Source organism: Methylovorus glucosotrophus (genome assembly GCF_009858335.1).
Lineage (GTDB): Bacteria > Pseudomonadota > Gammaproteobacteria > Burkholderiales > Methylophilaceae > Methylovorus > Methylovorus glucosotrophus.
This window is the reverse complement of the sequence record NZ_VMSE01000001.1, coordinates 1,653,348-1,666,452: the sequence shown is the minus strand read 5'-3', so window position 1 is coordinate 1,666,452 and position 13,105 is coordinate 1,653,348. Positions and strand designations below refer to the sequence as shown.

The following is a 13,105-nucleotide window of genomic DNA, read 5'->3' as shown; positions in this document are numbered from 1 at the left end:
TCTGACGAACGGTTTTTGATGCGAAGACTACTTGGACGATCTTGAAACTTGTAAAACGTATAACCTTGATTGACTTGCCTGATCCGTATTCAAGTGAGACTTTTGAATGCGAATGAGGGCGAGTCTACATAAAAAATTCCAGCTTGCGTAGCCCTGTGAAGAAAAAGCCGCAGGACTCAGCTCAAAAAAACAGCGGGTTTAATTCACCAGCAGATTCTGGATGCTGCCCCAGACAACCAGCGTGCAAATCATCAAAAACCCCCATGCAATCACGCCTGCCATGAAAACGGCACCGAAAAACAGCGCGGATTGTCCGCTGTCGCGGATATTGAAAATGGTGGGAATCCCGAAATAAATAAATCCGGCGGAAGCCATCATCGCCAGCGAGGCGATGGCCAGATTGACGTAAATATCCGGCACCAGCAAAAAGATGGGCGCCATCCATAGTGGCGTAGGGGCTACTGCCGCCAGGATAAAGCTTTCGCGATACGTCGGATGAATGTCGGCTACTTCTGCCAGCTGCCGGACGATGCTCGCCATGATGGGCACGACCACGAGCTGCACAATGAAAAAGGCAATCGACACCAGTAACAGCTTGTTGCCGGGCATGAGCTCGAGAAAGGCAAAGCTATGGGCGGAGCCCGCGATGTAGAGCATGGCCGCGGGAATCAGGGAAAATGGAATAACGTGTAACAGGTAAAGCCGGTGTATGGATGGTTGGCCTTGGAGCAGAGATTGCCAGCCAGCCACGGGGGCGAAAAACAACTTGAATAACGTCAGCGGATGCATCTTGTATCCTCCTGCGCAGTTGATGGGAATACCCGTGCGTTGCACTATACGCCTAACTGAGCGGTGAAAGAAAGCATTCCGATCAACAGCTTGCGAGGATTAAGCTAAGTCATTGAAAATACTGATCTGTATAAATTTTGTGTACTGATCGATGAAAGTGCCGTTTGACGCATGCGTAAAATGCTCGGGATGCCTTGCATGCGTCTGCATGCAAGGCCGGCGAAATGTGACGAACGTCGGTGAAAACGTGGGTTATTGAAAGCGCAGTGCTTCGATCGGGTTCAGCTGCGCTGCTTTGCGTGCAGGGTAGAATCCGAAAAAGACGCCCACGGTGGCGGCGACGATAAACGCGGTGAGAATTGACTGGCTGGAGACAACAATCGGAGCCTGGGTAATGTGGCTGACGAGGAGTGCACCTCCCACGCCAATGCCGATGCCAATCAGGCAGCCGACAATAGAAATCACAATGGCTTCCAGCAGAAACTGCATCAAAATATCCCGCTCACGTGCGCCTATCGCCATGCGGATGCCGATTTCACGAGTGCGTTCGGTGACGGATACGAGCATGATGTTCATAATGCCAATGCCGCCCACGAGAAGGGATACCGAGGCAATGGCGCCCAGCAGCAGAGACATGGTTTTGGTTGTTTCCGCTGCCGAGTTGGCGAGCGCAGTGAGGTTACGCACGGAAAAATCGTTATCCATGCCTTCGCGTATGCGATGACGTTGACGCAGCAGACTGTTGAGGCTGTCTTCTACCATGGGCATGACTTTATCCGAGTCCGCCTGCACGATAATCTGGCGCACACTGCCTGAGAATTGCGCGCCAAATACCCGTCTTTGCGAGGTGGTGAGCGGGATGATGATGGTGTCATCCTGATCACGACCATCCAGGCTTTGTCCCTTGTTATCCAGCACGCCCAAAATGATAAACGGGCTATCCTTGATGCGGATGGTCTTGCCGACCGGGTCATCATCGCCAAACAGATTCTGCACCACGGTTTTGCCGATAAGCGCGACACGAGTGGCCGAGCGGATATCGGAATCTGAAAATACATAGCCGTCGCTCAGATTCCATGAGCGCACATCCAGATAGCTCGGCGTCGTGCCGATGATGCTGGTGTTCCAGTTGTTCCCGGCATAAATCACCTGGGCGCTGCCCATGTTGATCGGGGCCACATTGCTCACGCCTTCCAGATCCTCCATGGCGGCAGCATCCTTGACGTTGAGCGAGGGCGCATTGCCGGTAGCGGAGCGGGCGCCGCCCATATTGGGTGGGCCAGCCAGCACGATAAAGAGATTGCTGCCCATGGACTGGATGGATTTCTTGACCGCTTGTTCGGCCCCCTGGCCAATCGCCATCATAAGTACCACTGCACCCACGCCGATCACCATGCCCAGCATGGTGAGAAAGGTCCGCAGGCGATTGGCGCCCATGGCATGCCAGGCTTCTCCCAGCATGGCGCTAAACATGAGGCGCTCCTGTCACGGCAATAGGCGCTGTCCGGGTGTCTTCCACAATCTTCCCGTCCAGGAATCGCACCTGACGGCTGGCGTGCTCGGCAATGTCGGGCTCATGGGTGACCAGGACGATGGTAATGCCTTCGCGGTTAAGCTCGCCAAACAAGGCCATGATTTCTTCGCTGGTCTTGCTGTCGAGGTTGCCGGTGGGTTCATCAGCCAAAATCAGGCTGGGGCGATTGATCAGGGCGCGTGCGATGGCGACGCGTTGCTGCTGGCCACCGGAAATCTGGTTGGGGTGCGAGTTCACATGATTCGCCAGGCCAACTTTTTCAAGCAACACCCGGGCGCGGGCATGCCGCTCGGGTTTGTCTATTCCGGCGTAGACCAGGGGCAGGGCGACATTGTCCAGCAGGCTGGAACGTGCCAGCAGATTGAAGCCCTGGAAAACAAAACCTATGGTCTGGTTGCGCACTTTTGCCAGACGATCCCCCTGCAGGCGCGCCACCGGCTGGTCATTCAACATGTATTCGCCGCTGCTGGGTTGATCCAGGCAGCCCAGGATATTCATGAAGGTGGATTTGCCGGAGCCCGACGGGCCCATGATAGCCACAAAGTCGCCTGCATCTATTTCCAGGTTAACCTCCTTCAGCACCGGGAATTTTCCGGCGGCGGTCTGGTAATCCTTGTAGAGGTTTTTTACCTCGATCACATGGCCAGGCATGGCTAGAACATCCGCATCTTGGGGCCGGGCGAATTTTGCTGCGGCATGTTTTGCCCTTGCAGATCGCCCACAATGACCTTGTCGCCCGGCTTCAGATGACGGCTCCTGATTTCGGTGACTTTGCCATCGGTGATGCCAAGCAGGACATTGACGGCCTCGGGTTTGTCCCCATTCAGCACATATACCTTGCCTTTGGCCATGTCCCCGCGTGGCTTTTTGCCGTCCGGTCCACCGCGATGCTTGCGCTCGCCCGGGCCTTTGCCACCATCCGACCTTGCGCCATCCGGCGGCATGTTGCCTACATCGTCATCATCAAGTTTGGGCTTGTAGCGCAGGGCCGCATTCGGTACCAGCATGACATTGTCGTGCTTGGCGACGCCGATATTCACGTAAGCGGTCATGCCCGGCAGTAGTGTTTGATCTGGGTTATCGACCGAAATGACCACGTTGTAGGTGACCACGTTGGAGGTTGTCGTGGGGTTGAGGCGCAGCTGTTTGACTACGCCTTCAAAATTGCGGTTAGGGAAAGCATCCACGGCAAACTTCGCGGCCTGACCTTCCTTGATGTTGCCGATGTCCGCCTCGGCAAAGCTGGTGTTGATCTGCATCTTGGACAGATCCTGCGCAATGGTGATCAGCGTCGGGGTTTGCAGACTGGCGGCCACGGTTTGGCCGACGTCAACAGCGCGATCCACCACTACGCCGGAGACCGGGGAGCGGATGATGGAGTAACCCAAATTGGTCTGGTCACGCCGCAACTGTGCCTGGATGGTGTACAGGTTAGCCTGGGCAGATTTCAGCGCCTGCACGGCCTGATCGAGTTCCTGGCGGGATACATACTCCTGCTGGAACAGCGAGCGTATGCGGGCTTCATTCGCCTTGGCGAGATCTAACGATGCCTGGGCATTGCGAACATTGCCCTCTGATTGCGCAATCTGGGCGGAGAAAAGCGCATCGTCCAGCTCCAGCAATACCTGGCCTTTTTCCACCTTGTCATTGAAATCCACATACAGCTTGCTGATACGACCTGATACCTGCGTACCGACGTTCACCAGCGTCACCGGATTCAGCGTGCCGTTGGCGGAGACCGACTGTTCCACATCGCCCTGGGTTACTTCCTTGAAGCGATAAAGCTCATCGGGTTTGGGTTGATGGCTTTTGTCATAAAAATAATAGCCGCCACCTGCTACCGCGAGCAGTACCAGGCTAAGTCCGATTTTTTTAAAGGAAGTACTCATGAGCGTGCTTTCAGCATAAATCATGCATAAGATGGATTATGGATTGTTCTGGTCTGGCAGGGTCTGGATCATGGCGTTGTCCAGCACCCCAACAGCTTGCGCCAGCGTTGCCCGTGCCACATTGCCATTCAGATAGGCCTGTATCAATTGTTGCTTGGCTGATGCTAGTGCGCTCTGGGCATTCAGGGTGTCGATGATGTTGCCGACACCTGCCTTGTAGCGACCGAGGGCGACGCGGGATGACTCTTCGGCGCTTTGCACCAGCACTTGGGCGGCAATCACCGATTCATTGGCGGTGCGCAGATTCTGGTAAGCGTTCCACACATCCAGCGAGATTTGCAGACGGATGCGATCGCGCTGCGCTGCCCGCACTTCGCGCGTGGCTTCGGCGGAGCGTATGCGATAGGTCGGCGCATAGCCGCTGAATAATGGAATGGAAACCGTGAGGCCCAAGGTTGAGGTGTTGGCTGAAGTGAGGCTGCTGCCATCTTGCTGGCTATTGCTCATGGCAATCGAAACCGTAGGCTTGGCGGCGGCTTTTGACGCGTCAATGCTGGCTTGCGCCGCTTTTACCTGCGCCTCGCTCGCCATCAGGTCGGGACGGCGATTGCGGGCTTGTTCGATCAGGGCGTCAATATCATCACTCACCGGCTGCAGGGTGGAGTAGTTGGTATTGTTGACCAGTCGAATGGGCTGATTGGCCTGTATCCCCATGACATTGGCCAGCGTGCCGTAAGCGGTTTTCAGATTGCCCTCGGCGGTAATGCGGGAGAGGGTGGCCTGGGCATACGCCGTTTGTGCCTGCAGCTTATCGGCTGGCGTGGCAACACCGGCCTTGTAGCGGGCATCCGCGGCCTTGAAGCTTTCTTCGCTGGCACGCTCGGCTTCGCGGCTGGCATCCAGCGCGGCAATATTGGCTTGCACCTGATAATAGGCCTGCACGGCAGATAACAGGAGCGTCTGCACGGTGACATCCTGGGTGGCGCTGGCCGCCTGCAATAGCTGACGTGCGCTTTCCAGCGTGGCATCGCGATTGCCAAAGTCATACAGCAGGTAAGACGCCACAATGCTGTTGCTCAGGTTGCTGTAAGCGTTGTTGCGCGTGGCCAGTTCCGGGCTGGTTACGTTGATATTGGTCCCTACCGTATCCGTAACGCTGGGCAGGTAAGCCGAGCGGGCAATGCCTACTTGCGCTGCCTGCACGCGCGCGTTGGCCCAGGCTTCACGGGTTTGCGGGTTGTTGCACAGTGTCGCATCCGCCACTTCGCCCAGGGTGAGTGCGTTTTGCAGATTGGGGGCAGCGCATGCGGTATTGCCTACATAACCACTGGAGATCGCAGCAGGCACGGTCACATTAAGCGGATTGCCATCTTTGTACCAGATGGAACTCTCGGCCTGTGCGGGCAGGGCGGTTGTGAGGGAGATCAGGCTTAGGCAGATTGGCAGTGCAGCATATGGCGAGGCGGTAAAACCGGATCGTGCAAGGGGCGACATGTGATCTGTTACTTTCAGCGCTTTATAGTGATTGGACACAATTATCGCTGATATGGACGTAAAGACGCGTAAGCGGTTCAAAAATTGCTAATCATTTTACAAAAATTAACAGGCCATTGAATAACAGCGCGGAGGCTGCCATGCAATGGCCTGTTTTAGCTTGGTTTTTTAGTGAGATTAAATGCTTATTCGACGCCCTGGCTTGCCAGGTAGTCTTCGTAATTGCCGGTGTAATCGCTGATGCCATCGGCCTTGATTTCGATGATACGGGTCGCCAGCGAACTCACAAATTCACGGTCATGGCTCACGAAAAACAGTGTGCCCTTGTACTTGTCCAGCGCGGTATTCAGCGCTTCGATGGATTCCATGTCCATGTGATTGGTGGGTTCATCCATCAACAAGACATTGGTGCGGGCCAGCATCAGCTTGCCGTAGAGCATGCGGCCTTTTTCACCACCGGAAAGTACCTTGACTGACTTCTTGGTATCTTCCCCCGAGAACAACAGGCGGCCCAGCATGCTGCGTACCGAGTTGTCATCGTCACCTTCCTGGGTGAACTGGGACATCCAGTCGAACAGGTTGAGGTCTTTTTCAAACTCGTATTCGTGATCTTGTGCAAAGTAGCCGAGCTTGGCTTTCTCTGCCCATTTCACTTCACCATGGTTGGGTTGCAGATCGCCTGCCAGACAGCGCAGCAAGGTGGTTTTACCAATGCCGTTTTCACCAATGATCGCCACTTTTTCGCCTGCTTCAAAAATCAGGTCGATGTCATTGAACAGGGGGCGGTCAAAGCCATGGCTGAGCTTTTTCAGCTCAACAGCGTTACGGTGCAGTTTTTCGCGATCATCGTATTCAAAACGGATGAAAGGATACTGACGGCTGGATGGCTTGAATTCCTCAATCTTGATCTTGTCGATCTGCTTGGCGCGGCTGGTGGCCTGCTTGGCCTTGGAGGCGTTGGCCGAGAAGCGGCGAACGAATTCCTGCAGGTCGGCGATCTGCTGTTTGGCCTTAGCATTGTCCTTGGCCTGCTGTGCACGGGCCTGGGCTGAGGCTTCCATGTAGTCGTCATAGTTGCCGGGGTAAACCGTCAGCTTGGCGTAATCCATGTCGGCGGTATGCGTACATACCTGATTCAGGAAGTGTCGATCGTGCGAAATGATGATCATGGTGCAGTCACGATTGTTCAGCACATCTTCCAGCCAGCGGATGGTGTTGATATCCAGGTTGTTGGTCGGTTCATCCAGCAGCAGGATGTCAGGATTAGCAAACAGCGCCTGCACCAGCAGCACACGCAGTTTCCAGCCGGGAGCCACTGCGCTCATCGGCCCGGTGTGCTGCTCGATGGGGATGCCCACACCGAGCAGCAGCTCGCCTGCGCGTGCTTCGGCGGTATAGCCGTCATATTCGGCGTAGACACCTTCCAGTTCGGCCGCACGCATGTAGTCTTCTTCGGTGGCTTCCGGGTTCATGTAGATTTCGTTCTTTTCTACATTCGCCTTCCACATCTGCTCATGGCCCATCATCACCACATCGATGACGCGCTGATCCTCGTAAGCAAACTGGTCCTGACGCAGAAAGGCCATGCGCTCATTGCTATCCAGCGAGATATTGCCCGCGGTGGGCTCCAGCACGCCGGCCAGAATCTTCATAAAGGTCGATTTTCCGCAGCCATTGGCTCCGATCAGACCGTAGCGGTTACCGTCGCCAAACTTGACGGAGACATTTTCAAACAGCGGCTTGGCGCCAAACTGCATGGTGATATTGTTTGCTATAAGCATTACGTATACGTCCAGAAAGTTGAATCTTTTTTAATTAATTATTTATTTAATAAACAATGAATTGAGTAATTTTGTTAATGTATTTTATTTCTATATTGTTCGTGCTGCGAGTGCGTGTGCAGCGACTTAAAACGTGTCGCGGATAACTACCTCGCTCATGGGCAGCTGACCGCCACGTGGCCATGGTTCCTTGATACCCTTGCCAATCGCCACAAACATGGCAGGCACATGGTCGGCAGGCAGTTTCAGCAGTTTGGCCACCGCATCAAAATCAAAGCCATCCATGGGACAGCTGTCGTAGCCCATTTCCTTGGCTGCCAGCATCAGGGTCATCGCAGCCATGCCGCATGAACGCATGCCTTCATCACGTTGCACCTGCTCCTTGCCAGCATAATATTGACCGATGGCAGGTACCAGATAATTCCTCACCGCTTCCGGCGCATTGGCCCAGTAACGCTCAGGCTGCTTGCTCCAGGATTGCAGATCCGCTACCAGAACGACCAGCAAGGAAGCATCGGTCACCTGCGCCTGATCCCAACTGGCTGCGCGCACCCGCTTGCGCAGCTCGGGGGATTGCACCAATACAAAGCGCCAGTTCTGAATATTGAATGCAGTCGGGGAGAGCAGTGCCAGCGACATCAGCTGTTCGATCTCGGCTTCGCTCATCGTATGTTCCGGGTCGAATGCCTTGATCGAGCGACGGGTTTCAATGGCTTGGCTTACGTTCATGTTACAAAATCCTCAATAGTGGATGGCAATAATTTCCAGCTCAAGGTTACCTGCCGGACGGTGCCATGTGACACTGTCTCCAACCTTTTGCCCGATGAGTGCATTAGCAAGGGGCGACACCCAGCTGACGCGATTGCTGGCGATATCGGCTTCATCCTCACCGACGATCATAAACACATGGGTTTCACCGACTTCATCCTCCACTTCTACGGTGGCGCCAAAAAGTACGGTCTCCGTCGGCTGTTTTGCCGGGTCAACCAGGATGGCGGATTCGAGCCGGGCATGCAGATAACGCAGGTCACGATCTATCATCGCCAGCTGTTGCTCGGCGATGGGATCCTCTTTGCGCGGGACAAGCGGCAGGCGCTCTTTGTCGAGTTGATCTGCATGTTGTTTCAGTTGCTTGAGGCCGGTTGGTGTAACGTAATTGGGATGTGGGCTGAGCGGACGTTCTGGCAAATCCGTGCCAGCGTGCTCGAGGTCATCCTCTTTTACAAATCCACGGCTCATGGCGCACGACCCATAAAACCTTGAATTATAACTCAACTAGAGGGGCTTGGGCTTTGAAGCTGGGCGGGGAATCTGAGGCGACATTATCCAAATAATGCGACAAGTGATTCCGTAAAGATAATAACGTGTTGGGGGAGGGGGAGTTTGAAAGAAGTTGATAACGGCCGCTATGTCATTGTTAGCGGCCGTTATCAGCACGGCAATGGCCCTAGAAATCCGCTGAGACCGACAGCAGGAGGGTGCGTGGTGCACCGACAGTCAGTCCCTCGCGTGCTGCAGATAACCAGTAATTTTTGTCGAATACGTTTTCGATGGAGCCTCTGACCGTGATGGGCGTTTTCCCCGCCATGAATGCATAGCGGGCTCCCAGGTCATAACGTGTCCAGGTCGGGATGCGTTGCGTATTGCTGGCATCCACATATTGCGGGCTGGTATGTACCATGCGCGCTGTTAGCGTCAGCCCTTGCAAGAACAAGGGGTCCCATTCTCCGGCAAGGTTGAGTTGCAGCTTGGGCACGGCGGGGGCCGTGTTGCCATCATTGGTACCCGCTTCTGTTTTGGTCAGTTTGCCTTGCGTCCATGCCAGACCACCCAGTACACGGACGTGATCGGTGGCTTCCCCTTGGGTAATCAACTCAATACCACGATTTCGTTGCTCGCCATCCATGCTATAGCGGCTGGTGGCTGGATTGATAAAGCCTGCAGGGCGCTCGATCTGAAATACGCTCAGGGTCGAGGCAAAACGCCCGAAGTCATACTTCAGACCAGCTTCGCGTTGCTTGGATACCTGTGGCGCGAACATTTGTCCGGCATTGCTGGTGCCATTTGGTGCGGTGTCACCTTGGCTCAGGGCTTCAATATAATTGCCATAAAAAGACAGCTGATCTCCGGGCTTGATGACGAGGGCGACGGCAGGCGTGACATCGGATTTATCGTAGTGGTCTGTCCTGGCACCTGTCGTACCGTTGAAGTTCGAGGTTTCAACTTGTTGGCGGCGTGCACCCAGGGTGAGCTGAACCTTGCGATCCATCATTGAAATGGTATCTGCTACAGCCAGGCTGTGCAGCCTCGCCTCACTTACCTTGGGCAGGTGGCCGCTTAGAGCAAGGCTTGGTTCAGCAAAACTGACGGGAGAGTAGATGCTGGAAGTGCTGATGCTGCCATTCAATCTTAGCAGCTTGTTCTCCTGGGAGAATGCGTTGTTGCTCAGAACTACCTCGTGCTCAAGGGCGCCGGTGGTGAATTTGCCTTTGATGCCGGTTTCGACCGATAGCACGCTGATGGCTTCGTTCAGGCGGTAAGGCCTTATGAGCATTCCGCCTTGAGGATTTTGCAGCAGCATGCTGGCTTGCAGGCTATTGAAATCGTATTCTTTGCCGCCAAGGGCGCCGTAGACGACCCAGTCCTTGTTCAGATCAAACTCAGCCCGCAGAGCGCCTGAAATTTCATTGCTTGCCCAGTATGTCCATTTGGGGATGAAATTCTTGTCTGCGTCCGGGGCTGAACCAATCTTGATACCGCTTTCTGGGGGGAACAGTAGTCCACCTCGGCCACGTGTAACGCTGTGCTGGTAGTTAAAGTCGCCCTCCAGGCGAAGTCTCTCCCCCTGAAAATCCATGCCGATCGCAATGGCATCCAGATTGTCTCTGACGTTGTTGACGGCTGTTTCGCCGGAGCTGGTGACGGCATTCAGTCGTATGCCCAGCTGTTGTTCTGCACCGAAGCGGCGGGCTATGTCCACGTGGGCTCCCAATACGCTATCTCCCATGTAAGAGAGCGTCAGGCGGTTGAGTGGGGTGGCACCTGCGCGCTTGGGGACCAGATTGATAGACCCGCCAACCGAGCCTGCCGGCGCCATGCCATTCAGCAAGGCATTGGGGCCTCTCAAGACTTCAACGCGCTCAATCCCGATAAGGGAGCTGGTGTTGCGTGGGGACACCCCATAGAGGCCATTGAACATCACATCGTAGTTAAACAGGGTAAAGCCGCGGATGTTGAATTCATCGCGTCCTGAGCTGCGTGAATATGTATTGCGTATGGAAGGGTCATTGATGAGGATGTCGCCTATGCTCCTTGCCTGCTGGTCTTCAATCAGCTTGGCGGTGTATTGGGTTCCGCTGAAAGGGGTATCCTGCATGTCTTTATTGCCTAGCAAGCCCATCCGTCCTCCGCGCGCAACTTGGCCACCTGCATAGTCCTTGGACAGCGTGCTGGAGGAGGTGTCCGAGGATGCTGTTACCTTGACTTCCGGCAGTACGGTCTCATCAGGCTTGCTTTGACTGACAGCAGCCTTCTGTAAGACATAGCCTCCTCCTGTTTTGGGCGTCGCTTCCAGCCCGCTGCCTTGCAACAATACGGCGAGGCCAGTCGCCGCGGTATAACGACCTTTCAGTCCTTTTGTATTCAGCTTGTCCAGCGCTGCTGCATCGTAGGACAGATTGATGTCTGCTGCCGTGGCAAACTGAATCAGGGCTGCATCCAGTGGACCTGGCGCGATGTTGAATTCACTCGAATTCTGCGGCAATTGCTTGCCAGACTCTTCGGCTGCCCCTGCGATCTGTGGCAGCGTGGTCATGCCTATCGCGATACTGAACAGGGCGCCCTGAACAGCAAGGCTGAGTGTGCTGCGGGAAGGCTTTGATCGCAGAGCGTGTGCGTTCTTTGGTAGATGGTAATGATCAAGTGTCATATCGGTCTTTCCATGAGGTAGGTTAAATGCTTCTACCAAGTAGGCCGATTGAGATGGAAAATCCCCTCAAAATATTTGAAATTTTTTATGAGGATTTTGCGAGACCCTATAACAGGGCGTCGCTATACGTTTTTGCAGGTCCGACGGATATCCACAGGCGGGTGCGGTAACTGAGACGTATAGGCTGGCTATGGGCAAGAAACTGCAGCGTTTTGTCCGTGTCCTTGATATGGAACAGCCCCGACACTCGCAAATCGGCAATCTCTGGCGCGCAACTGATTTTCCCCATGCGATAACGGGCGAGCTCTGCCAGTAAGTCAGCAAGCCGAATGTTATTGCCAGAGATGACACCTTGGACCCAGCTGCCGGCATCCATGCCTTGCAAGTTGGCGGGCTCCGTGCCGCTTTCCCGTAACCAGCGACTTTCATTTGCTTTTACGACATAGGATGCCTTGCTTTGCGCTGGATATAGCGCTACGGCATGTTCCTGCACGCTAATGAGCGCACCTTCTGTTGCCAGCCTGACCGTGAAGCGTGTTCCCAGTGCCTGCATTTTGCCAAACGACGTATATACCAAAAAAGGCCGCTTTGCTGCATGGTGCATATCTGTGCCGGTCTTCACCATGATTTCGCCACGGAGCAACAGGATAATGCGGTTTTCTCCCGACAGGTCTGTGCGAATGGCCGTGTCGGTATTCAGTATCAGCTCGGTGCCATCGGCAAGCTGCAATGTGCGTTGTTCTCCTATGCCGGTGCTGGCGTCAGCGGTAAGGCGTTGCCAGGGCAATTGGGCTCGCATTAGCCAGCCCGTGCCGATGGCAAGGGTTGCCAGCGACAGCAGTTGTATTGTTTTGCGCCGCTTCAGCAAGCTCTGGTGACGTTGCTGATCGGCATGTTCCATGGCGGAAATCACCAGGGCAGAAGGTGCGCTTGTGTCCGAAAAGCTATGGCGTAGTGAATGAATGCGTTCCCAGGCAACAGCATGCATGGGGTTTGCCCGCAGCCAATCTTCAAATCTGCGTTTTATGCCTTCGTTGGCTTCGTTATAGTCGAGTTTGATCGACCATGTGATGGCGGCATCAATAATGTCGTCTGGCAGAGCGGTTGATGATGGAATGTCGGGATTGTCATCCTGGGGTTGGGCATGGGCGGCAGATGTGGAATGCATTGCGGTGCTCATGGCTCAAAACGCAAGGTATAGCAATGCCGTAAGGCTTTAGCTATGTAGCGCTCTACGGTTGCCAGAGAGACTCCGATTCGTTCAGCAATCTGCGGGCAGGTTAAGCCATCTAGCTGCGCCATCAGAAAAGCATTGCGTACCATGGGCTTGAGAGCATCAAGCGTGCGATCAATCTCAATGAGCGTTTCCAGGAATATCAGGCGACTTTCAGGCGGGGGTGCCTCGGGGGCTGGCCAACTTGCCAGCGTTTCCTGCCATGCCAGCTCCAGTTCCCGTCGCCGCCAGTGCTCGACCACAAAACCGTGGGCAATGGTGGATAGAAAAGCGCGAGGCTGATGAGCCTGAACGGGTTGCTTGCGCAATAGCAAACGCATGAATACATCCTGCGCCATGTCATTGGCATCAAACGCATTGCCCAATTTACGGCGTATCCAGCCTTGCAGCCAGCCATAGTGGTCTATGTATAAAGCATGGACTTCTTGATGCAGGGTAAGGTCCGGCTTCGACACG

At 54.7% G+C, this 13,105-nt stretch carries 11 protein-coding genes; all 11 read right to left on the bottom strand.

The annotated features are described in order from the left end of the window. Nucleotides 1-198: 198 nt before the first annotated feature. Entirely contained in the window at nucleotides 199-789 is a 591-nt protein-coding gene (locus tag FNL37_RS07780) for a Yip1 family protein (RefSeq protein WP_013442076.1), read from the bottom strand. Nucleotides 790-1,041: 252 nt separating this feature from the next. Next, on the bottom strand, nucleotides 1,042-2,262 hold the full coding sequence (locus FNL37_RS07775) for an ABC transporter permease (protein ID WP_159355725.1): 1,221 nt from the start codon (nucleotides 2,260-2,262) through the stop codon (nucleotides 1,042-1,044). Next, nucleotides 2,255-2,974, bottom strand: coding sequence for an ABC transporter ATP-binding protein (locus FNL37_RS07770; protein WP_159355724.1), 720 nt, complete (start codon nucleotides 2,972-2,974; stop codon nucleotides 2,255-2,257). The genes FNL37_RS07775 and FNL37_RS07770 overlap by 8 nt, the downstream gene beginning before the upstream one ends. 2 nt (nucleotides 2,975-2,976) lie before the next feature. After that, nucleotides 2,977-4,212, bottom strand: coding sequence for an efflux RND transporter periplasmic adaptor subunit (locus tag FNL37_RS07765; RefSeq protein WP_159355723.1), 1,236 nt, complete (start codon nucleotides 4,210-4,212; stop codon nucleotides 2,977-2,979). A 36-nt stretch (nucleotides 4,213-4,248) separates the two neighbouring features. Continuing rightward, on the bottom strand, nucleotides 4,249-5,706 hold the full coding sequence (locus FNL37_RS07760) for a TolC family protein (protein ID WP_159355722.1): 1,458 nt from the start codon (nucleotides 5,704-5,706) through the stop codon (nucleotides 4,249-4,251). A 185-nt stretch (nucleotides 5,707-5,891) separates the two neighbouring features. Beyond that, nucleotides 5,892-7,487, bottom strand: coding sequence for an ABC-F family ATPase (locus FNL37_RS07755; RefSeq protein ID WP_013442081.1), 1,596 nt, complete (start codon nucleotides 7,485-7,487; stop codon nucleotides 5,892-5,894). Nucleotides 7,488-7,613: 126 nt separating this feature from the next. Beyond that, the gene (locus FNL37_RS07750; protein ID WP_159355721.1) at nucleotides 7,614-8,216 is read right to left on the bottom strand and encodes a nitroreductase family protein; all 603 of its coding nucleotides are present in this window, start codon (nucleotides 8,214-8,216) and stop codon (nucleotides 7,614-7,616) included. A 12-nt stretch (nucleotides 8,217-8,228) separates the two neighbouring features. Beyond that, nucleotides 8,229-8,726 carry a GreA/GreB family elongation factor gene (locus tag FNL37_RS07745; protein ID WP_159355720.1) on the bottom strand — a complete coding sequence of 166 codons (498 nt, stop codon included), beginning with the start codon at nucleotides 8,724-8,726 and terminating at the stop codon, nucleotides 8,229-8,231. A 208-nt stretch (nucleotides 8,727-8,934) separates the two neighbouring features. Continuing rightward, on the bottom strand, nucleotides 8,935-11,415 hold the full coding sequence (locus tag FNL37_RS07740; protein ID WP_244948227.1) for a TonB-dependent receptor: 2,481 nt from the start codon (nucleotides 11,413-11,415) through the stop codon (nucleotides 8,935-8,937). 106 nt (nucleotides 11,416-11,521) lie between these two features. Next, complete coding sequence (locus tag FNL37_RS07735; protein ID WP_159355719.1) at nucleotides 11,522-12,583, bottom strand: FecR domain-containing protein; 1,062 nt, start codon at nucleotides 12,581-12,583, stop codon at nucleotides 11,522-11,524. Between the two features lie 8 nt (nucleotides 12,584-12,591). After that, a complete protein-coding gene (locus FNL37_RS07730; protein ID WP_211371950.1) occupies nucleotides 12,592-13,104 on the bottom strand; it encodes a sigma-70 family RNA polymerase sigma factor in 513 nt (170 codons plus the stop codon). Between the last annotated feature and the right edge of the window lies 1 nt (nucleotide 13,105).

What these genes read in the sequence shown, in the direction of transcription:
- FNL37_RS07765 (WP_159355723.1), bottom strand. Translation starts at nt 4,212, where the DNA reads ATGAGTACTTCCTTTAAAAAAATCGGACTTAGCCTGGTACTGCTCGCG.
- FNL37_RS07770 (WP_159355724.1), bottom strand. Translation starts at nt 2,974, where the DNA reads ATGCCTGGCCATGTGATCGAGGTAAAAAACCTCTACAAGGATTACCAG.
- FNL37_RS07745 (WP_159355720.1), bottom strand. Translation starts at nt 8,726, where the DNA reads ATGAGCCGTGGATTTGTAAAAGAGGATGACCTCGAGCACGCTGGCACG.
- FNL37_RS07750 (WP_159355721.1), bottom strand. Translation starts at nt 8,216, where the DNA reads ATGAACGTAAGCCAAGCCATTGAAACCCGTCGCTCGATCAAGGCATTC.
- FNL37_RS07760 (WP_159355722.1), bottom strand. Translation starts at nt 5,706, where the DNA reads ATGTCGCCCCTTGCACGATCCGGTTTTACCGCCTCGCCATATGCTGCA.
- FNL37_RS07740 (WP_244948227.1), bottom strand. Translation starts at nt 11,415, where the DNA reads ATGACACTTGATCATTACCATCTACCAAAGAACGCACACGCTCTGCGA.
- FNL37_RS07755 (WP_013442081.1), bottom strand. Translation starts at nt 7,487, where the DNA reads ATGCTTATAGCAAACAATATCACCATGCAGTTTGGCGCCAAGCCGCTG.
- FNL37_RS07735 (WP_159355719.1), bottom strand. Translation starts at nt 12,583, where the DNA reads ATGCATTCCACATCTGCCGCCCATGCCCAACCCCAGGATGACAATCCC.
- FNL37_RS07780 (WP_013442076.1), bottom strand. Translation starts at nt 789, where the DNA reads ATGCATCCGCTGACGTTATTCAAGTTGTTTTTCGCCCCCGTGGCTGGC.
- FNL37_RS07775 (WP_159355725.1), bottom strand. Translation starts at nt 2,262, where the DNA reads ATGTTTAGCGCCATGCTGGGAGAAGCCTGGCATGCCATGGGCGCCAAT.